Source organism: Actinomadura sp. NBRC 104412 (assembly GCF_030269515.1).
Taxonomy (GTDB): domain Bacteria; phylum Actinomycetota; class Actinomycetes; order Streptosporangiales; family Streptosporangiaceae; genus Spirillospora.
Genome location: NZ_BSTM01000020.1, coordinates 19,617 through 43,661, shown reverse-complemented (window position 1 = coordinate 43,661; position 24,045 = coordinate 19,617). Strand labels below are relative to the sequence as shown.

Sequence of the window (24,045 nt, the reverse complement as noted above, 5' to 3'; positions counted from 1 at the left end):
TTGACGCCTTCGACCACCGGTCCTCCCGCTTTTTCGTACCGGTCATGAGCATGTCATCCCGTCCGAGGCGGGGGCGTGAACTCGTGGGGCGTCACATCGCGGTTGGGGGATGCGTCATCGGGGGGAGGACGACCGAAGGAGAGATACATGGAAGCCCGGATGAAGAACCCCGCGATGGTCCTCCCGGACGTGATGTCGGGGATCCAGACGCTCACGAAGGCGATCCGCTCGGGCGGGGTCCCGCAGGCGACCCTGGAGCTGGTGCATATGCGGGCCAGCCAGATCAACGGGTGCGCCGCGTGCATCAACATCGGGACGCGCCAGGCCGCCACGTCCGGGGAGTCGACCGAGCGGCTGCTCCAGCTACCCGCGTGGCGGGAGGCGAGTTGCTACAGCGACGCGGAACGGGCCGCCCTGGAGATGACCGAGGCGGCGACCCGGCTGGCCGACACGCCCGCCGCGGTCACGGACGCGATCTGGGACGCGGCGGCCAAGCACTTCGACGAGCGCGGGCTGTCCGCCATCATCCTGATGATCGCGATCACCAACTTCTTCAACCGCATCAACACCACCGTCAGGGAGCCCGCCGAAGCCCGCTGGGCCTGACCGGCGGCCGAAGACGGCTGGCAAAGAATGCGGGAGCGGGAACATGGGGCGGGGGCCGGTGGTTATACATGGTGGCCGGTGTGCCTGGTGTCCCCGGGCCTCACCTTTTGCCTTCGCGGAATACCGTTCGGCTGGAGCCGCGTTGTGCCGTTCGCCGAGAGGCGACCCGCACACCGGTCACTGACTGACGGCCCCGCCAGGTCCACGACCTGGCGGGGCCTGGTCGTTTCTTCCGGGATGGGTGCCGCTGGCAGACTTGGCGGCATGAGTCTCGCCGCGCATCTCGAGGAGCTCGGCCGGCCGCTGGTCGAGGAACAGCTGAAGCATCCGACCGTGGCGGGCATCGCGCACGGCGACCTGGACGAGGCCGTCTTCCGTTCCTGGCTGGAGCAGGACTATCTGTTCCTGCTCGACTACGTGCGGGTCTTCTCCCGGCTGGCCTGGCAGGCCCCGGACGCCCATCTCGGGGATCTCGTCGACCTCGCGCACTCGACGCTCCACGAGGAGCTGTCGCTGCACCGCTCGCTGTCGGGGGAGTTCGGAGCCGATCTGGACGGGGCACAGAAGGGCCCGGCGTGCGCCGCGTACACCGCGTTCCTGCTGGACAGCGCCGCCTCGTACGGGGAAGGGCTGGCCGCGCTCTACCCCTGCATGTGGGGTTACTCCACGCTGGGCGGGCGGCTGGCCGCGGATCCGCCTACCGAGCCCCGCTACCGGCGCTGGGTCGACACGTACGCCGATCCGGGCTTCGCCGAGCTGACCCGCCGCATCGCGCAGATGATCGACGAGGCGGCCCCCGATCGGGCGGTGGCCGAGCGCGCATTCCTGGAGGGCATGCGCCATGAGGTCGCGTTCTGGGACGTCCCGCTCTGAACCACCGCGCGAGCGTCCGCCATGGCATTGAGGACCTGAGTAAGGGTCCAGATGCGGAGGGCGAGGTAGGGTCCGACCGTGCGGTTGGGCTTCCGCCGTTCGCCACCCGCCGACCGTTCGTTCGGCGCGCGTAAGGTGCTGCGGCCGGTGCTCCTCACCGCGATCCTCCTGCCGGCCGGGACGGGCGGCGGCCCCGAGGCCGTTCGCAAGGCGCTCGGCGGATCTGATCCCGAGGCGGGCACCGGACGGGCGGTGGAGCGCCGGGACGCCTCGCCCGCGGACGACCGTACGGCGATCCGATGCGGAATCACCTGGCGGCGGTGGGCGGGCAGGCTCCTTGGATGCGGCGGCGTCGCTCGGCGTCCTCAGCCCTCCCCCAGAACTGGGGAAGGGCTCGAAGGACGCCGAGCGGATCCCGTCCCGATCAGCCGGTGCCGGTGTGCAGCGGCTTGAAGCGGCGCAGCCTCAGGCTGTTGCTGACCACGAAGACCGACGAGAACGCCATCGCCGCGCCCGCGATCATCGGGTTGAGCAGGCCCGCGGCGGCCAGCGGCAGGGCCGCGACGTTGTAGCCGAAGGCCCAGAACAGATTGCCCTTGATCGTCGCGAGGGTGCGGCGGGCCAGCCTGATCGCGTCGGCGGCGACCCGCAGGTCACCGCTGACCAAGGTCAGGTCGGACGCCTCGATGGCCACGTCCGTGCCGGTGCCCATGGCCAGGCCCAGGTCGGCCTCGGCGAGCGCGGCGGCGTCGTTCACACCGTCCCCGACCATCGCGACCGTGCGGCCCTCGCCCTTCAGCCGATTGATCACGTCGACCTTGCCCTCGGGCAGCACCTCGGCGACGACCTCGTCGATGCCGACGGTGCCCGCGACCGTGCGGGCCACGGCCTCGGCGTCCCCGGTGAGCAGGACGGGACGGAGCCCCAGCGCGCGCAGCCGCTCGACGGCCTCGGCCGAGCCCGGCTTCACCTGGTCCGCGACCGTGATCACGGCCTGGGCGGCGCCGTCGATGCCGACCGCCACCGCGGTGTGGCCGAGTTCCCGCGCCTCCCGCATCGCCTTCTCCAGCTCGGGCGGCAGGTGCTGCGACCACTCGGCCAGCAGTTGCGGCCGTCCCACCAGGACGCCGTGACCGTCCACGATCCCCTGGACGCCCATGCCCTCGACGTTGGCGAAGTCCTCCACCTTGCCGAGCTCTCCGGCGCGACCTGCGGCGCCGGTGGCGATGGCCTGCGCGATGGGGTGTTCGGAGGCGTTCTCCAAGGCTCCGGCCAGGCGCAGCACCGTGTTCTCGTCCACGCCCTCGGCGGTGATGACATCCACCAAGGACATCTGGCCGGTGGTGACGGTGCCGGTCTTGTCCAGGACGACCGTGTCGATCGCGCGGGTGGACTCCAGCACCTCCGGCCCCTTGATCAGGATGCCGAACTGGGCGCCCCGTCCCGTCCCGACCATGAGCGCGGTCGGGGTGGCCAGGCCCAGCGCGCACGGGCAGGCGATGATCAGCACGGCCACCGCGGCGGTGAACGCGGCCGCCGCGCCGCCGCCGGTGCCCAGCCAGAACCCCAGCGTGCCCACGGCCAGCGCGATCACGATCGGCACGAACACCCCGGAGATCCGGTCGGCCAGGCGCTGCACCTTCGCCTTGCCGCCCTGCGCCTCCTCCACCAGCCGCGCCATCTGCGCCAGCCGCGTGTCGGACCCGACCCGGGTGGCGCGCACCAGCAGCCGCCCGCCGGCGTTGACGGTGGCGCCCGTCACGGTGTCCCCGGGACCGACCTCGACCGGGACCGACTCGCCGGTCAGCAGGGAGGCGTCCACGGCGGACGATCCCTCGACCACCTCGCCGTCCGTGGCGATCTTCTCGCCGGGACGGACGACGAACACGTCGCCGACCGCCAGTCGCTCGACGGGGATCCGCTCCTCGCGTCCGCCGTCGCGCAGGACGGCGACGTCCTTGGCGCCCAGTTCCATCAGCGCGCGCAGCGCCGACCCGGCGCGCCGCTTGGCGCGGGCCTCGAAGTACCGTCCGGCGAGGATGAACGCGATCACCGCGGAGGCGGTCTCCAGGTAGATGTTCATCGACCCGTCGGTGCGGGTCACCGAGAACTCGAACTCGTGCTTCATCCCCGGCTCGCCCGCCATGCCCCAGAACAGCGCCCACAGCGACCAGCCGAACGCCGCCAGCGTGCCCAGGGACACCAGCGTGTCCATGGTCGCGGTGCCGTGCCGCAGGTTCGTCCAGGCGGCCTTGTGGAACGGCCATCCCGCGTACACCACCACCGGCGCGGCCAGGGTCAGCGACAGCCACTGCCAGTTGTCGAACTGCCAGGCCGGCACCATCGCCATCGCGACCACCGGGACCGACAGCACGATCGCCGTCACCAGCCGTTGCCGCAGCGGGCGCAGGCCGTCGTCCTCCTCCGCGGAGTCGTCCCCGGACCCGGCGGGGACGGCGGGCTTGGGCGGCGGTGGCGGCTCGGCCGTGTACCCGGCCTTCTCCACCTGCGCGATCAGATCGTCCACGGTCACGCCGTCGGGGTAGTCGACCCTGGCCTTCTCCGTGGCGTAGTTGACGCTGGCGGTCACGCCCTCGATCTTGTTCAGCCGCTTCTCGACGCGGGCGGCGCACGAGGCGCACGTCATGCCGCCGATCGTCAGCTCGACCCGGCCGCGGGTCACTTCCGTGCTCATCTCCGCCCCTCCCGTTCGTCGGATCTCGTGCTAGTCGGCGTGCCGGTGGTCGCCACCACCATGGTCGTCCTGCGGCGGGACCGCCTGCCCCGCACCGGCGGTGGCGGTGAACTCCGCGGTCCGGACCTTCCCCTTGTGCTGGAAGTCCAGGTAGAGCCGGTACGTCCCGGTGCTGGGAACCTCGGCGTAGAAGGTGATGGACGGCCCGGGCCTGGTCCTGCCGTCGCCCGGCTCGCCGTCCGGGTGGACGTGCAGGTAGGCGAGGTCACGGTCGCGCAGGGCCACGAGGTGGCCGTACGCCTCCAGGTACGGCTCCAGGTCGGTGACCGGGCGGCCGTCCTTGCTCACGGTCAGGGTGATCCTGCTCGATCGTCCCGGGACCAGCGCCCCGTCCAGCCGGACCTCGTACCCGTCCACCTCGGCGACCTGCGCGGGCGAGGGGAGCGGCGTGGGCTCGTAGTCGCCCGGGGCGGTGATGTCGGTGCCCAGCGTGAGCTGCTTCGGCGCGCCCTCGGGCCGAACGTCGGTGAAGAACCGGTAGGCCCCCGGGTCGGGCAGCGTGAGCGGGATCGTCCAGACACCGCCGCCGGCCTCCGTGGGGTGGAGGTGCTGGAAGCCCGACAGGTCACGGCGGGCGATGATCAGGTGAAGCCTCTTGCCGTGGAGCGGCGTGTAGCGGGTGACGGGCTTGCCGTCGGGGCCGGTCACGGTGAAGCGGAAGTCGGTGCGCCTGCCCGCCGGGATCGTGGTGGTCCGAGGGTTGAGGGTGTAGCCGTCCTGGGACACCTGGAGCCCTCCGGGTAGGGGGGTAGGGGTATTGCCGCCGCCGTGTGAGGAGCCTCCGCCACCGTGCCCGCCCTCCACGTGCCCGGTGGTCTGGGACGTGCCGGAGTCGGCGCCCACGGGGCCGGTCAGCGCGCCGACCCCGAGGGCGCCTCCGAAGACGGCGGCCAGGCCCAGGGCGTAGGCACCCAGCTTGGTCGCTACGTTCATGTCATGCCTTCAACTCGTATCCGGCCTCCTCGACGGCCTCCCGGACCTGGGCGTCGTCGAGAGGGGAGTCACTGGTCACGGTCACTCGTCCGGAGTCCAGGTCGACGGCCACGGCGTGCACGCCGGCGATCTGCCCGACCTCTTCCCGGACCGCGTTCACGCAGTGCGAGCAGGTCATTCCGGTCACGGTGTAGGTGGCGGTGGTCATTCGGCGCTCCCTCTCCGGTTGTCTCATTACCCCTAGGGGGTATCTCGTGGTCCTCATGCTGCCACAGCGTCCATGGGATGGCAACCCCTACCCCCCATGGGTGATTTCGCGATCCCGCTCACACTCCGGCGCCCCGTGAAGTTATCCACACCCCGGACACACGGCCGACGATCCGAGGGCAGGGAATTTTGTCCGCGTTTGCAGGGCTCTATCCTGCGAAAGCATCGAACACTCGGGCTCCCGCCCGTCCACCCACAGGTTTGTCCACAGGTTTCCACAGGGCTGTGGACACCCTCCGCCGTCACCGATACTGGACACCATGCCTGAACTACCCGAGGTCGAGGCCCTGGCCGGCTTCCTGCGCGAACGCGCGACCGGCCATGCCGTCGCCCGCGTCGATGTTCTCGCCATCTCGGCGCTGAAGACCTACGACCCGCCGGTCGCCGCGCTGGGCGGGCTGACCGTGACCGGGGTCACCAGGCACGGCAAGTTCCTCGACCTCGACGTCGACGGGCTCCACCTGGTCGTCCACCTGGCCCGCGCGGGCTGGCTGCGCTGGCGCGAGGAGCCGCCCACCAAACCCGCACGCCCCGGCGGCAGGAACCCGCTGGCCCTGCGCGTCCACCTCGACGACGGCTCGGGCTTCGACCTGACCGAGGCCGGGACGAAGAAGGGCCTGGCGGTGTACGTCGTCCGCGACCCCCAGGAGGTCCCCGGCGTGGCCTCGCTGGGGCCCGACCCCCTGGACGAGACGTTCACCGCCGACACGCTGCGCGACATCGTCCAGGGCAAGCGCACCCAGATCAAGGGCCTCCTCCGCGACCAGAAGATCATCGCGGGCATCGGCAACGCCTACTCCGACGAGGTACTGCACGCGGCCAAGATGTCCCCCTTCAAGATCGCCTCGTCCCTGACCGACGAGGACGTCGAGACCCTGCACCGCGCCATCGTCGACACCCTCGGCGACGCCGTCGAACGCTCCCGCGGCCTGGCCGCCCACGACCTCAAGGGCGAGAAGAAGACCGGCCTCCGCGTCCACGCCCGCACCGGCCAGAAGTGCCCGGTATGCGGCGACACGATCCGCGAGGTCTCGTTCGCCGACTCCTCCCTCCAGTACTGCCCCACCTGCCAAACCGGCGGCAAACCCCTGGCCGACCGCCGCCTGTCCCGCCTCCTCAAGTGACACACCCCCAAGCACCACAACAGCCAGACCAGGGCTCGACCGACCCTCCGCCCGCCGTGCGACTTCCCGGCCACCATGCCACGCCGCCAGCCGCCCGTAGACGCGAGACCCCGTTAAGCCCGACAGTCGGCACGGCAGTCCCCGTTCCTCCTCGGAAAGCAGCTCATGGCTCCAGTCGATGGCCGCGCGCAACGCCCGCCGCCCGAGCAGGGCGGTGCCGTCACCCACGTTCAGCAGCCGAAACCAGTCGGCCAAGCGGTGCGCGATCTGCTCCACCGACAGCACCCGCCGGGCCGACCGCCACCTGTCCCGCCTCCCCCCAAGCACCACAGGCCACAGCCAGACCAGGGTTCGGCTGGCGGCTGGCCCGCCACGCGGCGACCGGAATCGAGTGCACGTGCGTGCCGGCACACAGGACCGACGCGCGTTATTCACGCGGCGCGCCATCCGGCCAGGCCCTGAACCGCATCATGCGCACAACGGGCGGAAGCCGACCATGAACGCGCCACGGCCGACTACAAACGGCAAGCCGAACATCACATGCAGCACGGCAGAAGGCCAACCGCCTTGGACACCGCCCGGCTTCAGCGGCGGCGGCGCGATCGAGGGGATCGGGCGGACACTGGACGGGGTGCCGCTGGCCCTGAAGCTGGTGGCGCCAGGGTGCGGGTGCTGTCGGCCGACCAGATCGCGCACCGCCTGGCCGACCGGTTCCGGCTGCTGAATGCGGGTGATCGCACCGCCCTGCCCAGGCTGCTCTCCGAGCAGGAACGGGGGCTGCTGCTCCGGCTGTCGGCCTCTACGGGACCTCGCGTCTACGGACGGCCGACGGCGGCACGGTGCCCGGGAAGCCGCACGACGAGCGCAGGCCGGTCAGGAGCGACGAGGCGAGTGGCATGAGCATCGCGGCAGGGGTCGGGCGCCATGAGCGAGCCGTACGACCGGGGTGGCGGGCCGTCGAAGGTGGCCGGGGTTCCGCTACAGGGACCTGCTCAGGCTGGTGGGCGTTTCCGCTGGGGCGGGTGGTCAGCGGACCTTGGGGACGTTGCCGAAGAGGGGGGCGATCTTGCTCCAGCGGTTGAGCTCGCAGCCGTCGCCGCGGGTGAACCTGGCGTTGACGGGCTGGTCGCGCCAGGTGCCCTGGACCGTGGCCACCTCGGGGCCACCGTAGATCTTGGTGCACATCTGGCCGGCCGGTGTGGGTTTGAACGGGTCCTGGGTCGCGGCGAGCTTGGCGCATGCCTGCTCGGCCTTGGGATGGTCGCCGCCCACCGGGTCGCAGCGCAGCGTCCAGGTCCTGGCCGGTGCCTGCGGGGACGCCTTGACCTGGATGGTCAGCGTGTCGCCCTGGGCGGACGGGCTGACGGACGAGGTGGCGGGAGAACGGTCGGCGGGGTCGTTGGCGGGTTGGTTCGATGCCTGTTCGGAGCCGCAGCCGGCCGATGCCAGGATCATGGCCAGGCCGGGCGCGGTGAAAAGGAGCGTCCGATACCGCATGCGTGATTCGACGTGACAGGGGTCCACGCGGTTCCATGGAGGTGTGATGAATTTCGGGGACGATGTCCCGGCGGTGGACGCACAGGACGTTCCGCAGGACGCGTACCTGCTGGATGTGCGTGAACAGGACGAGTGGGACGCGGGTCACGCGCCCCAGGCCGTGCACATCCCGATGGGGCGGCTGCGCGATCGCGCCGCCGAGGTCCCGCGTGACCAGGAGATCTACGTGATCTGCCGGTCGGGGGCGCGCTCGGCCCAGGTGACGGTCGCGCTGAACCAGGCGGGCTGGCTGGCGAGGAACGTGGACGGCGGCATGAAGCGGTGGGTCGAGGTGGGCCGGCCGATGGAGACCGACACAGGCGCCCCGCCCTACGTCGCCTGACCTCCTCGCTCCGTGGTGACGGCCGCCGGGTGGTTTTGTGCGCCTTGCATAGGTACGATCCCATCGACCGATTTTCGCGGGAGCTCGGGCCAACCGGGCTGAGAGGGCGGCCGGAGCCGATGACGGCTCGCATGGCGCCGCCGACCGCCTGAACCTGTCCGGGTAATGCCGGCGTAGGGAGCGTGTCTCCGGTGTCCGACACGAGCGTCACCGCCGAACGGCGTCCGCGCGACGAGGTCCCCTTCACCCTTGAGGAGCCGGCGCCGCGGGCGCTGGGCTTCTGGGATCAGGGCGCGTTCTGGGCCAACCTGGGCGTGAGCCTCTTCGCGTTCTCCGGTGCGTACACCGTGCTGGCGCCGGACGACAACGGCCGTCCCACCCTGTCGATCGCCGCGGGGATCGTCGCGATGGTCGTCGGTACGGCGCTGGGCGGGCTCATGCTGGGCCTGGCGGCGGCGCCGGGCGCGCGGACGGGGCAGCCCGCGATGGTGCTGCTACGCGGGCTCTTCGGGGCCCGGCTCTCGTACCTGCCGACCGTCCTGAACATCGCGCAGCTGATCGGCTGGGGCACCTTCGAGCTGATCGTGATCGCGGACGCGGCCCGCACGCTGTGGGACGGGGTACCGCGCTGGGGCTATGTGATCGCGGCCGGCCTCCTCACGACCGCGCTGACGATCTGGCCGCTGGGCTCGGTACGCCTGCTGCGCCGCTATGTCACCGCGGCCGTGATGATCGCGCTGGTGTACTTCTACGTCCAGCTTCTGCGCGAGCCGCTGCCGGACCTGACCGAGGGGTCGTGGGGCGGGTTCTGGATCGGCGCGGACGCGGCGCTGGCGGTGTCGATCTCCTGGGTCCCGCTGGCCGCCGACTACACCCGGCACGCCCGTTCGGCGCGGGGCGCGTTCGGCGCCGCCGCGGTGGGCTACTCGGCCACGCAGATCTTCGCGTACGTGCTGGGCCTGCTGGCGCTGGCGCTGGTGGCGGGCGACTCGTCGAAGGTGTTCGACCCGTTCCTGGGCGTCGCGCTGGGCACGCTGTTCTTCGCGGTGTTCGTGCTGCGCGAGGCCGACCAGTCGTTCGCCAACGTGTACTCCACCGCGGTGTCCATCCAGAACCTCGTCCCGCGCGCCGACCGCAGGGTGCTGACGATCGCGCTGGGCGCTGTGATCACCGGTCTCGCGCTGCTGCTGGACATCGGGGACTACGCGGCGTTCCTGTCCCTCATCGGCTCGGTGTTCGTGCCGATGCTGGGCGTGCTGGCCGCCGACTTCTTCCTGGGCAGGGGACGCCGCCGCGCCGCGCTGGGCAAGGCCCCCGTGGCCGAGCTCGGCTGGAACATGGAGCGCGACGCCCCGTCCCGATGGGGCATGATCGCGGCCTGGGCGGCCGGGTTCGTGGTCTACCAGTTGATCTACCCGGGCGGGGTGAGCTGGTGGGCGGGCTTCTGGCAGGACGTCCAAGGCGCGATCGGGTTCACGCCGCGATCCTGGATGAGCGCGTCGCTGCTGTCGTTCCTGTTCGCCGGTCTCGCCGCGCTCGCCGCCGGACGGATCACCCGCGGCCGCGGGTGAATTCTTCGCCTTCCGATAAGCGCGCAGATGGGCGACGGCGATGTCACTTCCGTCTGCTACCGGGCTGACGTGGCGTTTTTCCGTAGACCGGGGACCAAGAGCAAGAACTTTTCACCGGCGGTTGCCCGGCGGCGCGCAGGGTCGCGATGGCACGATGACAGGCGTGCAGTCCGTTCACGACCCCATCGCCCGCGCCGTCATCGAGTGCGCGGCCGACGCGATCGTGGCGGTGGACGAGCGATCCCGCGTGACCGTCTGGAACCCGGCGGCCGAGCGGATGTTCGGCTGGACGGCGCAGGAGGTCCTGGGGCGCCTTTCGCCGATCGTCCCAGACGAGCTGATGGCCGAGCACAACGCCGTCCAGGAGCGGCTGCTGACCCGCCGCGAGGGCGACGGCGGGCAGATCTCCATCGCCACCCGCCGCTTCCACCGGGACGGGCGGCTGATCGACGTCCTGATCGACACCAGCCTGCTGAAGGACCGGGACGGCGGCCTGCTGGGCTGGGTCGGCGTCTACCACCCGGTGGAGGACGACGAGGCCGCCCAGCACCACACCGCGGAGCGCGCCCGGCTGGTGCGCCGCCTCAACGACATCGTCGCCGACCTCAACGCCGAGCTCGATCTCGGCACGGTGCTGGACCGGATCACCGGCGCGCTGATCGAGCTGACCGGCGCCGACGCCGGCGGCTTCGTCCGGATCGAGGGCGATCGGCTGCGCCTGGTCAGCATGTCGGGACTGCCGGAACGGATGCGCGGCACCACCGCCGACCTGCGCTCCAGCCTCGTCGGCGAGCTGCTGCGGTCGGGCCGGACGGTCCGGCTGGCCACCGGTGAGCAGCGGCTGGGCGACCTGATCTGGTCGGAGCTGGAGGGGCTGCACACGGTCGCGCTCGGCCTGTCGTTCCTGCAGAACAAGCCGTACGGGGCGCTGTACGCGCTGTTCTCCGGGCGCAAAGTGGGGCACACCGAGCTGGAACTGCTGGAGCTGCTGGCCGGGCACGCCGGGGTGGCGGTCGGCAACGCCGTCGCGTACGCCGAGGTGGTGCGGCAGCGCGCGCACGAGCGCGCCGTGATCGACTCCAGCGCGGACGGGATCGCGGTGCTCGACCGCGACGGGCTGGTCCGCCAGTGGAACCCGGCCGCGCACGCGCTCACCGGCATCCCGCCCGAGGAGGCGGTCGGCCGGCGGCTGCCGTTCGAGCTGCCCAAGGTCGGGGAGATGCTGACGCTGCCGCTGGAGTCGGGCGTGTGGCTGAACGTGCTCGCCGCGGAGATCGAGGAGACCGGCGAGCTGGTGGTCGACTTCCGCGACGTCACCGAGGCCAAGGCGCTGGAGGAGGCCAAGGACCTCTTCCTCGCCACCACCAGCCACGAGCTGCGCACTCCCGTCACGGTCGTCCAGGGGTACGCCAGCACGCTCACCCACCGGTGGGACGAGCTGGCCGACGCCGACCGGCGAGCGGCGGTCGCCACCATCGCCGACCGCGCCCAGTCCCTCGGCCGCCTGGTGGAGCACCTGCTGCGCGGCGCCCGCGCGGGAGCCGACGAGCTGGCGGTGACGATCGAGACGTTCGACCTGGCCAAGGTGCTGGAGGGCGTGGTGGCCGGGTTCCGCTCGCTGTCGGACCTGCACCGGGTCGAGCTGGAGATCGCCGACGACCTCCCGCCGGCCCGCGGGGACGCGCTCGCCACCGACATCGTCGTGGGGCAGCTCCTGGAGAACGCCTTCAAGTACTCGCCGGACGGCGGCCGCGTCCTGGTCACCGCGCACCGCGAGGGCGGCGAGCTGGTGGTCGGCGTGGTGGACGAGGGCATCGGCATCGCCCCGGGCGACCATGAGCGCATCTTCGAGCGGTTCGTCCAGGGCGAGGCGGGCGACCGCCGCAGGTTCGGGGGCGTCGGGCTGGGCCTGTATATCGTCAAGCGCCTCACCGAGGCGCAGGGCGGCCAGATCTCCGCGCATCCGGCGTCGCCTGCCGAGGACGGCCGCACCGGCACCCGCATGTGCCTGAGACTCGCGGTGGCCGACGACGCTCAGTGATCACCTCGGCCGCCCGTTACCCGAATGTTACGGACACCGGACGGCCGCCGCCGTGAGGTCACACGCCGCTGTGACGGACGAAACGCGCGCGTGAGGAGTAATCCGCCGTCCGCTGGAAAGATCCCTAGTGGAAATGCGACGGGGTTCACACCGCGGACGGGGGTGAGGGCCGTGACCGGACGGTCGCTCACTCGTTGTGCCCGCAAGCAGGGTGTTGCCACCAGGTTTCCACATCCAGCCTTTCGGGCATTTCGGACGTACCGGAAAGGGCCGGGCCGTAACGGCCGTCGAACGCGCAGGGTCACGGGAGGTGAGGGCGTCGAGCGTGGTCATGCTGCCCTACGCGCCGTCCAGCGTCGCTGTCGCCCGTAGACGCCTCAGCTCCGAGTTGCTCGCGTCGGGCGTCTACGAGTCGGTGGTGGACGACGCCAGCGTCATCATCAGCGAACTCCTCAGCAACGCCCTCCGCCACGCACGTCCCCTTCCCTCCGGCCAGGTCCGCCTGTCCTGGTCCCGCAAGGACGACATGATCGAACTGTCGGTGAGCGATGGCGGCGCCAACACCGAACCCAGACGCGGCCCTGGGACACTCTCCTCCCTGGGCGGCCGGGGCCTGGGAATCGTCGAGGCCCTCGCCGAAGGCTGGGGCGTACGGCACGACCAGGGAACCACCACGGTCTGGGCCGTCCTGCGAGCCCCCAAGACCGCCGACCGGGACTCCTCGCACCCGGCCTCACTCCCCAGCTTCGAGGGCTTCGACTTCGACGAGTTCGGCGAACTGACCGACGAACGCGAAAACGAACCCGCCTACCACCAAGACGACACCCGAGGCGCCTCCTCCCGCCAGGCATACCCCGCCTGAAACACCCACCCCCCACTCCCGACGGTCGCGCGCCCCCGCAAACAAGCCCCTAGCGCCGTACGAGCACCACTTCACAGACCCACCGCCACCCCACCGATCCCCATAAAGCTCAAGGTCGAGTCGCGTCCCCCTAACCGTGTCCAGCACCCCCAAGCGATAGGACCGCACACACCAACCACTGATCACAAAGCGAGCCCTCCGGGCGAGCCGAAGCGATGCAGCGATCGCCGCAAGCGCAACAAGCGATGAGCCGCCAAGGCGAAGAGCGCATGCAAGAAACACCTCTCGCAACGACCTCAGCCCGTCACCCCAGCCCCGAACGGTCGCCCAGGCGTTGCGATCGCGACCGAAGGCAGGTTCCGAGCTTGCGAGGAACCTGATCGCGAAGCGAGCCCCTGGGCGAGTCGAAGCGATGCAGCGATCGCACGCGGTGCCGGAGAAGGAGGGCGCCCAGCGCCCGACGCCGCAGGCACCGCCAATAAACACAGCACCCACCCCAGCCCCCAACCCCAGCCCCGAACGGCGCCCAAGCGCTGCGATCGCGACCGAAGGCAGGTTCCGAGCTTGCGAGGAACCTGATCGCGAAGCGAGCCTCTAGGCGAGTCGAAGCGATGCAGCGATCGCACGCGGTGCCGGAGAAGGAGGGCGCCCAGCGCCCGACGCCGCAGGCACCGCCAATAAACACAGCGCGACGAGCCGCCAAGGCGAGGAGCGCAGCTTGCGCTTGTCAAAGACGCAGCATCGGGCAGGACATGCAGCGGGGGCCGCCTCGGCCGGTGCCGAGTTCGCTGCCGCTGATTCGGATGACTTCGATGCCTGCCGCTTCGAGTTGGGCGTTGGTTTCGATGTTGCGTTCGTAGGCGACGGCTACGCGGGGGGCGAGGGCGAGGGTGTTGTTGCCGTCGTCCCATTGTTCGCGTTCGGCGGTGACCGGGTCGAGGCCGGTGTCGATGACTTTGAGCCTGTCCAGGCCCATCGCTTCGGCGGCGGCGTCGAGGAAGGGGCGGGGGCCGGTGACTTCGAGGTCGCCGTTGGAGGCGGTGACGGCGTACGCGGTCAGGGAGTGGGCCATGGGCGGGTACATCACGACCGTGTCGGTGTCGACCATGGTGCAGACCGTGTCGAGGTGCATGGTGGCGCGTTCCTGGGCGATGGGGACGGCCAGGACGGTGTGGGCGAGTCCGGCGCCGAGGACTCTGCGTGCGAGGCGTTCCACTCCTGCGGGTGTGGTGCGTTCGCCTGTTCCGACGGCGATGACGCCTGGGGAGAGGAGCAGGATGTCGCCGCCTTCGACGTGTTCGAGTGACCGGTCGTAGATGGGTTCTACGCCGGCGAAGCGCGGGTGGTGTTTGTAGATCAGGCCGGTCAGTGCGGATTCGGGCCTGCGGGCAGGCATGGCGAGGCTGGTGATGGCGACGCGGTCGCCGATCCAGGCGCTGTTGTCGCGGGTGAACAGGAGGCCGGGCAGCGGGTCGATGATGAAGTCGAGCCGGTTCATGAGCCGGTACACCAGGCCGTGCGCGATCTTGAGTTCTTCGTGGGCGAGTCCGGCGATGAGGACGTGCGCGAGGATTTCCGGGTCGAGGTCGCACAGGTAGTCCCGGACGACGCGGCGGAGCTGGTCTCCCCAGCGGGGGTCGTCGGTCACGCAGGTGATGGCCTCGTCACGGCAAGCCTGGTATTCGAGCGCGTCTTGGAGCAGTTCGCTCAGGTAGAGGACTTCGACGCCGCGGTCGCGCAGGGCTTGGGCGAACGCGTCGTGTTCTTCCTGCGCCCGTCCCACCCATGGGATCGCGTCGAAGAGCAGCTTGTCGCTGTTGCGCGGGGTGAGCCGTTTCAGTTCCGCGCCGGGACGGTGCAGCAGGACGGTGCGCAGCCGTCCCACCTCGCTGGTCACCCGGTGCTCGTAGGATCCGATCTGCGTCACACTGCGAGTCTAGGTGCCGGTGATCTCGGGAATCCGCTGGCCACGCGGTATGTCACCATTTGCAGATGCCTCGCCCGGCGCTGCCGTTGCACCTCACGTCCGCGACGTTCCTGCGGATCTCCGCGGAGGGTGTCGCGACCGCGCTCGTGCTGACCGTGCAGGCCCGTACGGGACGGGCGGCCGACGCCGGGTTCTTGCAGGCGGCGCTGACGTTTCCGTACGTGGTGAGCGGCCCGGTGATCGGGCACGCGCTGGACCGGGCGTCCCGTCCGCGTGCCGTGGCGGTGGCGCTGGCGGTGGTGTACGCGGCGTCGGCGGGCCTGCTGCTGTTGATGGCGGGGCGGTCTCCGCTGGTCCTGGCGGTCACGGTCGCCGCCGTGGTGGGGTGCACGGAGCCGATCGTCGTGGGGTTGACGAGCCTGTTGCCGCGTTTCGTTCCGGAGAGCCGGTTGCCGCGGGCGTACGGGCTGGAGGCGTCCAGTTACAGCATGGCGGCGGTCGCCGGTCCCGGCTTGGCCGCCGCGATCGCGACCGTCGCGGGCGGGTCGCGTTCGGGTTTGGCCATCGTGGGGGCGGGGGCGGTCGGCGCGGCCGCGCTGAGCCTGCTGCCGCTGCGGGGTCGCGTCACGCCGCCGGGCCGTCCGCCGCAGGAGCCGGACGGGCGTGGGCGGCCGTGGTTGGGCGTGGTGGTCGGGGGCCTGGCCGTGCTGGTCGCCAACCGTGTGCTGCGGTCGCTGACGCTGGCGACGAGCATCGCTTTTCTGGGGTACGGCGGGGTGCCCATCGCCGCTGTTCTCATCGCCCAGCGTTCGGGGGCGGACGCGGAGGCGGGGGGCCTTCTGCTGATGGCGTTCGCGTTAGGGGCGCTGCTGGGGTCGCTGGCGTCCACCCGCTGGCTCAAGGCGGGCTTCGCCGAGTGGGTCGTGATGGTCGGGCTGGTGGTGTTCGGTGCCGCGCTCGCGTCCGTGGCGCTGGCGGGGACGCTGGCGTGGGCGCTGCTGTGCTTCCTACTGGTGGGGCTGGTCGAGGGACCGGTGTTCGCCGCGACGTTGATGCTGCGCCAGCGGGAGTCGCCGCCGGAGCGGCTGGGCCAGGTCAACACCACGGGCGGCAGCCTGAAGATCGGTGCCTCGGCGGTCGGTGCCGCGCTGACCGGTGTCTTCGCCGATTCGATGGGGCCGACCGGGCTGATCCTGGCCATCGCCGCGTGCCAGGTCGCGGGCGCGCTGGCGGGCGGGGTCCTGCTGGTGGGGCGGCCGGTGCGGCGGGCCGCTAGCCGCCGCTGGGCCAGTTGAGGGCGGTGCAGTCCTTCTCGTCGGGCAGCAGCGGGCGGAGCAGGACGTTGTAGAGGTGCCCGCCGCTGCGCCAGTTCACCGATCCCGCTGAGCTGATGACCCGTTGGGTTTCCTGCGCCTCCGTCGGGGTGAGGACGGTGCAGCCCGCGGGGTCGCCTTCGGGCAGGGTACGCAGCGGCCACCGCTCCTCGCGTTCGGCCTTCCCGAAGGATGCCCTGTCCGGTCGCCACGCCACCATGGCCGTACGCTCGGGACGGTAGGTGATGGGGGCGCGGATGAGGTCGTCGTCCCGCAGGGCCGTGAGCCGTTTCACCAGCCGTTCGATGAGCCGTTTGCGCGGGCCGGAGGCGCCCTGTTGGATGATGGTCGTGTGCCGGCGTCCGCCGGACAGGAACTCGACATGGGTCGATCCGGCGTCGAGGACCCGCCCGCCGGCGCGGTGGGCCCGGGACGTGCCCAGCCCGGCCAGGAGTCCGTCCTTGTAGAGCTTGCGGTAGGCATCGACCGTCAGCCGGCCGTCCAAGATCCGACGGTAGGCGACCGTACCCCACGTGGTCCTCACCACGATGATCCGCCCGTCCCCGTACACGGTGAGCTCGGGTACCTCGCGGGGCAGGACCGACGGTTCCCGGAGGCTGCCGACCAAGCGGAAGCGCAGCACCACGGCAGCCGGGTCGCGGGGCGGTTCGGGGTTCCACGCGATGTAGCCGACGCCCAGCAGGCCGGCAAGGACGAAAACGGCAAGGCAGGCCGAGATGACCACGCGCAGCGACTTGGCTCGCATGGATCTTTGACGGGGACGGCACAGGGGCGGGTTCCGGGCGGAGCCCACGAATAATTCGGTCGCTCCAGGACGAGCCGCCACGTACCATCCGGACCATGGTCCTCGCAGCCGGCACCAGCATGCTCGCAGAGTCCGCTCTGCTGAGCGCGGTGCCGGCTGCCTCCTTCCTGGCGGCCGCAGCGGCAGCGGACGCAACCGTCATCGACGGCCTGCGACGCTGACCCCTCTCCGTCCCACCCTCCGGAGAACCAGCGGAGGGGGGTGGCCCAAGAGACCCGCGGAAATACCCGTGGGGGGTTCTCACGTTCCAGTGCGGACCGAGTGAGGACGGAACATCATGGCCAAGCGACTCTACGAACGCGGCAAGCCACACCTCAACATCGGCACGATGGGCCACGTCGACCACGGCAAGACCACCCTGACCGCGGCGATCACCAAGGTGCTCGCCGAGCGCGGGCTGGCCTCCGCCGTGCCGTTCGAGGGCATCGACCGTGCCCCCGAGGAGCGCGACCGCGGTATCACCATCAACGTCGCGCACGTCCACTACGAGACCGCGACCAGGCACTACGCCCATGTCGACATGCCCGGTCACGCCGACTATGCCGAGTGCGCCCCTAGTGATGGGGGCGGGCCACCAGGTCAGGGGGCGTACCCTGACCCACACTCGGGAGGTTCAGCCGGTGAGCACGGGCAAGGTCGCGCTTCTACTGCGCAAGTCGAAGGTTGTGGAAGAAGGCACGGACGCTCTCTCGATCGAGGCTCAGGAGGTCAAGGGACGCGCTTGGGCCGCAAACGAGGGCCTGGAAGTCGTCGCGGTGTACCGAGAAAACGTCTCCGGCTACAAGGACGTTCGTCGCCCTGAGATGGAGCGCGCGCTATCCGCGATGGAGCGGGGCGAGTTCGGCACGCTGTGGAGTGCGGCACTGGACCGCCTGTCACGTCGAGGCGCTATCGCGGTCGCGGGCATTCTGGCGAACGGCGGCCGGTTCGTATTCGATTGGGAACGGCTCGACTCTGCCGACCCCCGCGACCTTCGGATGATTTTGTGGAGGGCTGAGGACGCGAAGGAATACAGCGACCGCCTGTCACACAACGTGCGTGCGACGAAGGACCGGATGCGGGACGCTGGCGCGTACGTCGGCGCGGCCCCGTACGGGACGCGAGTGGGTACGTGTGCCGCGTGCAATCGGGGACCGGGCGGGAAACACTCGCGTGACCCGCTGGAATTCCTCGCATCGCGGGGAGTCCGGTTCCGTCGCGTGATTGTGGCGGACGCCGAGTAGGGCCATGGGGCCGGATGACGTGGGAGGTTCCCGCGTCGTCCGGCCCTTTTTCCGTGTCCGGGGGCTTGTGCAGCGCTGCACAACACGCGGGCTACTCGTCCGCGTCGGCAGGCTTCACGAACACGCCACGCCCGCGAACGCCGATCACGTCGCCCGACTCGCGGAGTATCGCAAGAGCGTCTGTGACGGTCCTCGCGGAGATGCCGAATTCTTCGCCAAGCTCCCGCGCCGTAGGCAGTTTGGATCCGGGCGGATATTCCCCGCTTCCGATCCGCTCGCGGATGACCGTCACAAGCTGGTCTCTCAGCGGTTCGATTCCGTCCAAGCTTCCCATATCGCAACGCTACGGCGCTGTACGCAATGCTTCCGTTCGTTTCTGTTCGCTTCTCTTCCGAAGTCTGCGCAACCCTGCCAAGCTGGGGTTATGAGCACCTACGACGAAGACACAGCGGTCCGGATCTTCCGTGACTGGAGATTGGAACCGCACGGTACGGGATGGCGTGCGACGCACCGCGAGACGGGCGCGACGGTGGACGCGCCGGACATGTGGGCACTGGCGTTCTCCTGCGACCGCTACAACGCGGCCCGTCTGCACTCAGAGGCGGGCGTGTCGTGGACGGACAGGGCGGACGCGTGATGGCCTCAGACAACCGTCCGGCCCAGCTTGCGCGCGCTACTGAGCTGGTGGCGTCAGCGTTCGCGGAGGTCATGACGGAACGCGGCATGCTTCCGGGGACGATCGCGGCGATACGAGCGGACGCCGAAGCGCGGATCGCGTTCGTCCTGGATCAGGAGTTCGCCGACGCTTCGGCCGTCCAGCCGGACACGCCATGAGCGCCCCGCCGGACCGGAACCGCGCGCGGGAGGACGGTGGGGACGGCCGTGAAGCTCAGGACACGCCGAACACCCCACGCGCTCACGGGGACGTGTGGGGGGTGGGGAGGTTCCGCCCGCCGGACGGGTTCAAACCGGGGCGTGGCGGTTGGAACAGCGGGACGTGTCCGCCGTCCGGCTGACTCCCGCGCGGGCGCGCGTGGTTCTCGCCCTACCCCCGCGAGTTGAGCCCGTGTCCGCGTGGGTCCTAGTGCCCCGTCCGCACTGCTGAAGGGCAGCGCGGGCGGGGCTTTTGCATGCCGCGTGACCTGCGCATACGCCCGTGGTGCTTGCATGCTCACGTGCGCACTGCGATTACGTGAAAAATATGATCACGGGCGCGGCCCTGATCGACGGCGCGGTGCTGGTCGTGTCCGCGCAGGACGGCGCGATGCCGCAGACGCGGGAGCACGTCGTGCTCGCCCGCCAGGTGGGCGTCCGGCACATCGTGGTGGCGCTCAACAAGGCCGACGCCGTCGATGACCCCGAGCTGCTCGACCTGGTCGAGCTGGAGGTCCGCGAGCTGCTGTCGGAGTACGGGTTCCCCGGCGAGGAGATCCCGGTGGTCCGGGTGTCCGGGCTGAAGGCGCTGGAGGGCGACCCGTACTGGGTGGCCCGCATCGGCGACCTGCTGGACGCCATCGACGGGTACGTGCCGATCCCGCCGCGCATCCTGGACCGCCCGTTCCTGATGCCGGTGGAGGGCGTGTTCACCATCACCGGCCGCGGCACCGTCGTGACCGGGGTGGTGGAGCGGGGTTCGATCCGGGTCGGCGACGCCGTCGAGGTCGTCGGGTTCGGGGACACCTTCGGCTCGGTCGCGACCGGGCTGGAGACCTTCGGGCAGACCATGGACCACGCGGAGGCCGGGGACAACACCGCGATGCTGCTGCGCGGCGTCAAGCGGGACCAGGTCCAGCGTGGCCAGGTGGTCAGCGCGCCCGGCACGATCCGGCCGCACCTGCGGTTCCGGGCGCGGGTCCGGGTGCTGACGGCGGACGAGGGCGGCCGCAGCAAGCCGTTCTTCCACGGCTACCGGCCGCAGTTCCACTTCCGGACGACGGACGTGTCCGGGGCGGTGGACCTGGGCGGCGCGTCCGCCATGGCGCTGCCGGGCGACTCGGTCGAGATGGCCGTGGAGCTCGGCAAGCCGGTGGCGATGGACGTGGGCCTCGGCTTCGCCATCCGCGAGGGTGGCCGCACCATCGGCGCCGGCACCGTCACCGACCTTCTCGACTAGGGCCGGGACGACACCACGGCACCGGGTGAGGGCCCGGCGGTGAGATCCGCCGGGCCCTTCCCATGCACGGAGATATCCGGCGGTTCCCGGTTTCGGCAGCGCGAATGGATCTTGTTGTGGTGAGATTCCGGGGGAAGACCCCCGCTGATCATCATGGAGCATGAGTGCGAGCCCCCCGCGCCCTGATCCCCCTGTTCGCGGTCGCCGGAGCCGCCGCGGTCGTCGTCACCGCCGGTGCCCGTGCCGCCATCGAGGAAGGCCCGTCCGCGGCGGCTCCCACCCTGGCCGACGCCGGCGAGAACGCCCCGTTCACGGCGATCAACGCCATGACCTGGAACGTGTGCGGCGACCTCGGCTGCCCGTCGCCGGCGGACCCCGCCGGGGCCGCCGCGCAGGTCGCGCAGCGGGTGGCGGCGAGCGAGGTCGGCGGACGCCAGGTCAGGCTGAACGCGGTGCTCCTCCAGGAGGTCTGCTCCGGTCACCTGGACGCGCTGCGGGCCGTCACGGGTCTGCGGTCGTGGAGCTGGGCCTTCGCCCCGGAACGTGCCAGAGGGGGAGGCGACCGGGAATGCGGCAACGGCCGGGGGACGCTCGGTGTCGCCATCGGCACCGACTCTGCGTTGTCGGACGTCGAGCGGGTGCGGTTGCCGTCGCCGGATGCGCACGGCCGGTCCATGGTGTGCGGCACGGTCGGCGCGTGGCGGGCGCGGCTGTGCAGCGTCCAGGTCAGCTCCGGAGGGTGGGACGACGACCCGCGCGGCCGGTGGCGCGCCAAGCAGATCGCCGCGATCACCGAGCGTGCCGCCGGCCGGCGCGTGATCGTCGGAGGTGATCTCGCCGAGCGTCCCGAGTCGCCCGTCCTCGACCCGCTGTACCGGAGCCTCGCCGAGTGCGACCAGGGTCCGGGCGAGTCCCGTACCGGCGCGATGACCCTGCTGGACCAGCGCGGCACGCCCGTCGCCAAGACCGACTACCTGTTCATCAGCAAGTCGGCCGGGGTCTCGTGCGGGGTGTCCCCGGCTCCGGTGCGCACGTCCGACCATCACCCGCTGGCGGCGGCCATCCGGTTCCGCTGATCCCCGTCACCACCGGGCCGTCCCGCGTGGTGAGCGGGACGCGGCCCGGCGGGGGTGCGCCCGTCAGTGGACGGCGCGGTCCTGGTCCTTCCAGTACGGGGCGCGCAGCTCGCGCTTGAGGATCTTGCCGGTGGGGTTGCGGGGGATCGCGTCCCGCCGCTCGATCGACGTGGGGCACTTGAAGTGGGCCAGGCGCTCCCGGCAGAAGTCGATCAGCTCGGCGTCGGAGACGTCGGCGCCCTCGGTCATGACCACGATGCCCTTGGGGGTCTCGCCCCACTTCTTGTCCGGCACGCCGATCACCGCGCAGTCGGCGACCTGCGGATGGCTCATCAAAACGTTCTCCACCTCGGCCGGGTAGATGTTCTCCCCGCCCGAAATGATCATGTCCTTGACCCGGTCGTGGATGTAGAGGTAGCCGTCCTCGTCCAGGTAGCCGACGTCGCCCGTGCGGAAGAAGCCGTCCGGGAGCAGCGCCGCCGCGGTGGCCTCCGCCATCCCCCAGTAGCCCTTCATGTTCTGCGGGGTCCGGCACAGGATCTCGCCGACCTGCCCGGTCGGCACCTCCTTCAGCGTGGCCGGGTCCACGATCTTCAGCTCGCAGGACGGGTTGGGCACGCCCGCGCTGCGCAGCCTGCCGGGGTTGGGGCCGTCCGGGTCGTGGTCCTCCGGGGGCAGGTAGGTGATCGCCCCGGTGGTCTCGGTCAGCCCGTACACCTGCATGAACTTGGTGGTGGGCAGCATCCTCATCGCGCCGCGCAGCACGTCTTCGCTGATCGGGGACGCCCCGTACAGGAGCAGCTTGAGGCTGGACAGGTCGGCCTCGGAGACCTCCGGCATCAGTTGCATGAACTGCAACAGCACCGGCACGAGGAAGATGTGCGTGACCTTGTGCCTGTCGATCGCGCGGGCGATCGCCACCGGGTCGGGCTCGCGCGCGATGACCCCGGTGATGCCGTCGAAGATCACACAGATGGTCAGCGCGTTGCCGGCCACGTGGTACATCGGCATCGCGACCATCATGACGTCGTCGTCGCCGATCTCCCACACGTCGTGGGTGAGCGGCAGTACCGCCATGAAGTTGTCGTGGGTGAGCATCACGCCCTTGGGCAGCCCGGTGGTGCCCGAGGAGTACAACTGGACGAACACGTCGCCGGTGTCGACGGCGTCGACCGGCTCGCCGGGCTCGTGCTCGGCCATCCAGGTCTCGTAGTCGAGGTAGGCGTGGCCGGGCTCGCCGCCGATGACGACCTGCCGCTCCACGTGTTCGAGCTTGCCGGCGATCGCGTCCAGCACCGGGACGAATTCGGGCCCGACGATGAAGACCTTCGCCTTCGCGTTGTTGACGATATAGGCGACCTCGTCGGGGGCCAGCCGGTAATTGATCGGGACCTGCACCGCCCCGATCCGTGCGGCGCCGAACAACTGCTCGGCGTATTCGAGCGAATTCTTGTCCAGCACCGCGACCCGGTCCCCGTGGCCGACACCGGCCGCGGCCAGCGCCGCCGCGGCCCGGTCGACCCGCCGGTCGAAGTCTCGATAGGTGATGGACACGTCCCCGCTGTGGAACGCGATGCGATCCGGATGCCGCTGCGCTCGGTCGCGCAGCACCTCGGTCAGGCTCGGCACGGTGGCCCCTTTCTCCGGTGACCGCCTGTTCGTGGAGGAATCATCTGTTCACGAGCAGGCCGTGGCAAGAGGGGCGACCGCGCCGTTCTACCTGTGCTTGGAACTCTTGGGGGCCTTGGACACCAGCATCACCGCCATGTACACGATGACCGCGACGAAGCCGATGAAGAAGAAGAACTTCAGCATGGACAGGATGGCGCCGATCACGGTGAAGAGCAGCCAGATGGCGAGCACCACCCCGGCGATCGTCAGGATTGTCTTACCCATGGCTCCACGGTACGGGCCGGCGGGACGGCCGTCATCACCCCACGGGAGGACTCTGAACCCTGAGATCCCCTGAACCCGCACCCTGAGGGACCGGAGGACGGGACGTCATGAGGGAGGCGGGGGCGGCGGAGGCGACTGCCCGTAGGGTGGCTGCGGGTATCCGGGTTGCTGTTGGCCGGGTTGCTGTTGGCCGGGTTGCTGGTATCCGGGCGGCGGAGGCTGGATCGGCTGCTGGGGCTGGGGCGGATACTGGCCCGGGTATTGCCCTCCGTACGGACTCCCCCAGGGCGCCCCGGCGTTCTGGGGACCGCCCACCCGCCGAAGATGCCGGATGGCGGACGTGCCGAACGCCACGGCGGCGTAGAGCAGCAGGGTGAACAGGCCGAAGACGCTGACGTGCGTGTAGCTCTCGATGTAGAACTCGACCCGGCGGCTGATGGGCAGTCCGCCGTGCAGCGTCCCTTCCACGACGATGCCGATGAGGTCGCCGACGAAGGACGCGGGGACGGCCAGCACCGCCGCGAGCACCGGGATCAGCGGCCCGGAAGGGCGGGCGAACAGCGTGGCGCCGCCGGTGACCGCACCGATGATCACCGCCATCACCACCGCGATCACGCGGGCCACGACGAGGCCGTACCCCACCCACTGGAACAGGTAGGAGCTCCCGATGGTGAGCACGGCGTCGACGATGGTCGCCGCGATGGCACCGACCATGACTGAGGCGATGGCCGCCATTCCGGTCGAAGAGGAGCGCGGCTGT

The 24,045-nt window shown here is 70.6% G+C and carries 23 protein-coding genes and 2 pseudogenes; 15 read left to right on the top strand and 10 right to left on the bottom strand.

Annotated elements, in window-relative coordinates:
• Positions 1–147 precede the first annotated feature (147 nt).
• Positions 148–606 carry a carboxymuconolactone decarboxylase family protein gene (locus QSK21_RS23480; RefSeq protein WP_285698939.1) on the top strand — a complete coding sequence of 153 codons (459 nt, stop codon included), beginning with the start codon at positions 148–150 and terminating at the stop codon, positions 604–606.
• A 264-nt stretch (positions 607–870) separates the two neighbouring features.
• Positions 871–1,479: a TenA family protein gene (locus QSK21_RS23475; RefSeq protein WP_285698938.1), complete on the top strand. Its 609-nt coding sequence runs from the start codon at positions 871–873 to the stop codon at positions 1,477–1,479.
• 424 nt (positions 1,480–1,903) lie between these two features.
• Here QSK21_RS23475 and QSK21_RS23470 read toward each other — a convergent pair whose 3' ends face one another.
• Genes QSK21_RS23470 through QSK21_RS23460 form a run of 3 tightly spaced genes read right to left on the bottom strand, consistent with a single transcriptional unit; the run spans position 1,904 to position 5,375 of the window.
• A complete protein-coding gene (locus QSK21_RS23470) occupies positions 1,904–4,174 on the bottom strand; it encodes a heavy metal translocating P-type ATPase (RefSeq protein ID WP_285698937.1) in 2,271 nt (756 codons plus the stop codon).
• A 30-nt stretch (positions 4,175–4,204) separates the two neighbouring features.
• Complete coding sequence (locus QSK21_RS23465) at positions 4,205–5,167, bottom strand: DUF8832 domain-containing protein (protein ID WP_285698936.1); 963 nt, start codon at positions 5,165–5,167, stop codon at positions 4,205–4,207.
• Between the two features lies 1 nt (position 5,168).
• Positions 5,169–5,375, bottom strand: coding sequence for a heavy-metal-associated domain-containing protein (locus QSK21_RS23460; RefSeq protein WP_285698935.1), 207 nt, complete (start codon positions 5,373–5,375; stop codon positions 5,169–5,171).
• A gap of 319 nt (positions 5,376–5,694) precedes the next feature.
• Between QSK21_RS23460 and QSK21_RS23455 the strand changes: the two genes are divergently transcribed.
• Positions 5,695–6,558 (top strand): Fpg/Nei family DNA glycosylase, encoded by an 864-nt coding sequence (locus tag QSK21_RS23455; protein ID WP_285698933.1) that lies wholly within the window; start codon positions 5,695–5,697, stop codon positions 6,556–6,558.
• A 1,026-nt stretch (positions 6,559–7,584) separates the two neighbouring features.
• On the opposite strand, the gene QSK21_RS23445 is transcribed toward QSK21_RS23455, so the two are convergent.
• On the bottom strand, positions 7,585–8,055 hold the full coding sequence (locus QSK21_RS23445) for an SSI family serine proteinase inhibitor (RefSeq protein WP_285698931.1): 471 nt from the start codon (positions 8,053–8,055) through the stop codon (positions 7,585–7,587).
• A 46-nt stretch (positions 8,056–8,101) separates the two neighbouring features.
• Between QSK21_RS23445 and QSK21_RS23440 the strand changes: the two genes are divergently transcribed.
• The 4 genes from QSK21_RS23440 to QSK21_RS23425 all read left to right on the top strand — a co-directional run bounded on the left by QSK21_RS23440 (position 8,102) and on the right by QSK21_RS23425 (position 12,911).
• Positions 8,102–8,437 (top strand): rhodanese-like domain-containing protein, encoded by a 336-nt coding sequence (locus QSK21_RS23440; RefSeq protein WP_285698930.1) that lies wholly within the window; start codon positions 8,102–8,104, stop codon positions 8,435–8,437.
• 191 nt (positions 8,438–8,628) lie between these two features.
• Positions 8,629–10,008 (top strand): purine-cytosine permease family protein, encoded by a 1,380-nt coding sequence (locus QSK21_RS23435; protein ID WP_285698928.1) that lies wholly within the window; start codon positions 8,629–8,631, stop codon positions 10,006–10,008.
• Between the two features lie 154 nt (positions 10,009–10,162).
• A complete protein-coding gene (locus QSK21_RS23430) occupies positions 10,163–12,049 on the top strand; it encodes a sensor histidine kinase (protein WP_285698927.1) in 1,887 nt (628 codons plus the stop codon).
• Positions 12,050–12,359: 310 nt separating this feature from the next.
• Entirely contained in the window at positions 12,360–12,911 is a 552-nt protein-coding gene (locus QSK21_RS23425) for an ATP-binding protein (protein WP_285698925.1), read from the top strand.
• 727 nt (positions 12,912–13,638) lie between these two features.
• On the opposite strand, the gene QSK21_RS23420 is transcribed toward QSK21_RS23425, so the two are convergent.
• Positions 13,639–14,838: an arginine deiminase gene (locus QSK21_RS23420; RefSeq protein WP_285698924.1), complete on the bottom strand. Its 1,200-nt coding sequence runs from the start codon at positions 14,836–14,838 to the stop codon at positions 13,639–13,641.
• A 65-nt stretch (positions 14,839–14,903) separates the two neighbouring features.
• Here QSK21_RS23420 and QSK21_RS23415 point away from each other — a divergent pair, with 65 nt between their 5' ends.
• Positions 14,904–16,133: an MFS transporter gene (locus tag QSK21_RS23415; protein WP_285698922.1), complete on the top strand. Its 1,230-nt coding sequence runs from the start codon at positions 14,904–14,906 to the stop codon at positions 16,131–16,133.
• On the opposite strand, the gene QSK21_RS23410 is transcribed toward QSK21_RS23415, so the two are convergent.
• Positions 16,111–16,917: a hypothetical protein gene (locus QSK21_RS23410; RefSeq protein ID WP_285698921.1), complete on the bottom strand. Its 807-nt coding sequence runs from the start codon at positions 16,915–16,917 to the stop codon at positions 16,111–16,113. The two genes, QSK21_RS23415 and QSK21_RS23410, sit on opposite strands and share 23 nt — an antisense overlap.
• 95 nt (positions 16,918–17,012) lie before the next feature.
• On the opposite strand from QSK21_RS23410, the gene QSK21_RS23405 reads away from it, so the two are divergent.
• From QSK21_RS23405 to QSK21_RS23395, 3 genes and pseudogenes are all read left to right on the top strand, one after another.
• Positions 17,013–17,138: a hypothetical protein gene (locus tag QSK21_RS23405; RefSeq protein WP_285698919.1), complete on the top strand. Its 126-nt coding sequence runs from the start codon at positions 17,013–17,015 to the stop codon at positions 17,136–17,138.
• Positions 17,139–17,254: 116 nt separating this feature from the next.
• Positions 17,255–17,518: pseudogene (locus QSK21_RS23400) on the top strand (GTP-binding protein); the annotation flags it as partial.
• Between the two features lie 79 nt (positions 17,519–17,597).
• Positions 17,598–18,200, top strand: a complete 603-nt coding sequence (locus QSK21_RS23395; protein ID WP_285699049.1) for a recombinase family protein — start codon at positions 17,598–17,600, stop codon at positions 18,198–18,200.
• A gap of 91 nt (positions 18,201–18,291) precedes the next feature.
• Here the strand turns inward: QSK21_RS23395 and QSK21_RS23390 are convergent, their stop codons facing one another.
• Positions 18,292–18,534, bottom strand: a complete 243-nt coding sequence (locus tag QSK21_RS23390; protein ID WP_285698917.1) for a winged helix-turn-helix domain-containing protein — start codon at positions 18,532–18,534, stop codon at positions 18,292–18,294.
• A 90-nt stretch (positions 18,535–18,624) separates the two neighbouring features.
• On the opposite strand from QSK21_RS23390, the gene QSK21_RS23385 reads away from it, so the two are divergent.
• The 4 genes and pseudogenes from QSK21_RS23385 (at position 18,625) to QSK21_RS23370 (ending at position 21,389) form a co-directional block, all read left to right on the top strand.
• The gene (locus QSK21_RS23385; RefSeq protein ID WP_285698915.1) at positions 18,625–18,837 is read left to right on the top strand and encodes a hypothetical protein; all 213 of its coding nucleotides are present in this window, start codon (positions 18,625–18,627) and stop codon (positions 18,835–18,837) included.
• A 47-nt stretch (positions 18,838–18,884) separates the two neighbouring features.
• Positions 18,885–19,034 (top strand): hypothetical protein, encoded by a 150-nt coding sequence (locus tag QSK21_RS23380; protein ID WP_285698913.1) that lies wholly within the window; start codon positions 18,885–18,887, stop codon positions 19,032–19,034.
• Positions 19,035–19,380: 346 nt separating this feature from the next.
• Positions 19,381–20,313: pseudogene (locus tag QSK21_RS23375) on the top strand (elongation factor Tu); the annotation flags it as partial.
• A gap of 164 nt (positions 20,314–20,477) precedes the next feature.
• Complete coding sequence (locus tag QSK21_RS23370; protein ID WP_285698911.1) at positions 20,478–21,389, top strand: endonuclease/exonuclease/phosphatase family protein; 912 nt, start codon at positions 20,478–20,480, stop codon at positions 21,387–21,389.
• Between the two features lie 63 nt (positions 21,390–21,452).
• Here the strand turns inward: QSK21_RS23370 and QSK21_RS23365 are convergent, their stop codons facing one another.
• The 3 genes from QSK21_RS23365 to QSK21_RS23355 form a co-directional block, all read right to left on the bottom strand.
• Entirely contained in the window at positions 21,453–23,018 is a 1,566-nt protein-coding gene (locus tag QSK21_RS23365) for a long-chain-fatty-acid--CoA ligase (RefSeq protein WP_285698909.1), read from the bottom strand.
• 87 nt (positions 23,019–23,105) lie between these two features.
• Positions 23,106–23,285, bottom strand: a complete 180-nt coding sequence (locus QSK21_RS23360; RefSeq protein WP_285698907.1) for a hypothetical protein — start codon at positions 23,283–23,285, stop codon at positions 23,106–23,108.
• A gap of 105 nt (positions 23,286–23,390) precedes the next feature.
• On the bottom strand, positions 23,391–23,999 hold the full coding sequence (locus tag QSK21_RS23355; RefSeq protein WP_285698906.1) for a hypothetical protein: 609 nt from the start codon (positions 23,997–23,999) through the stop codon (positions 23,391–23,393).
• Positions 24,000–24,045: the final 46 nt, after the last annotated feature.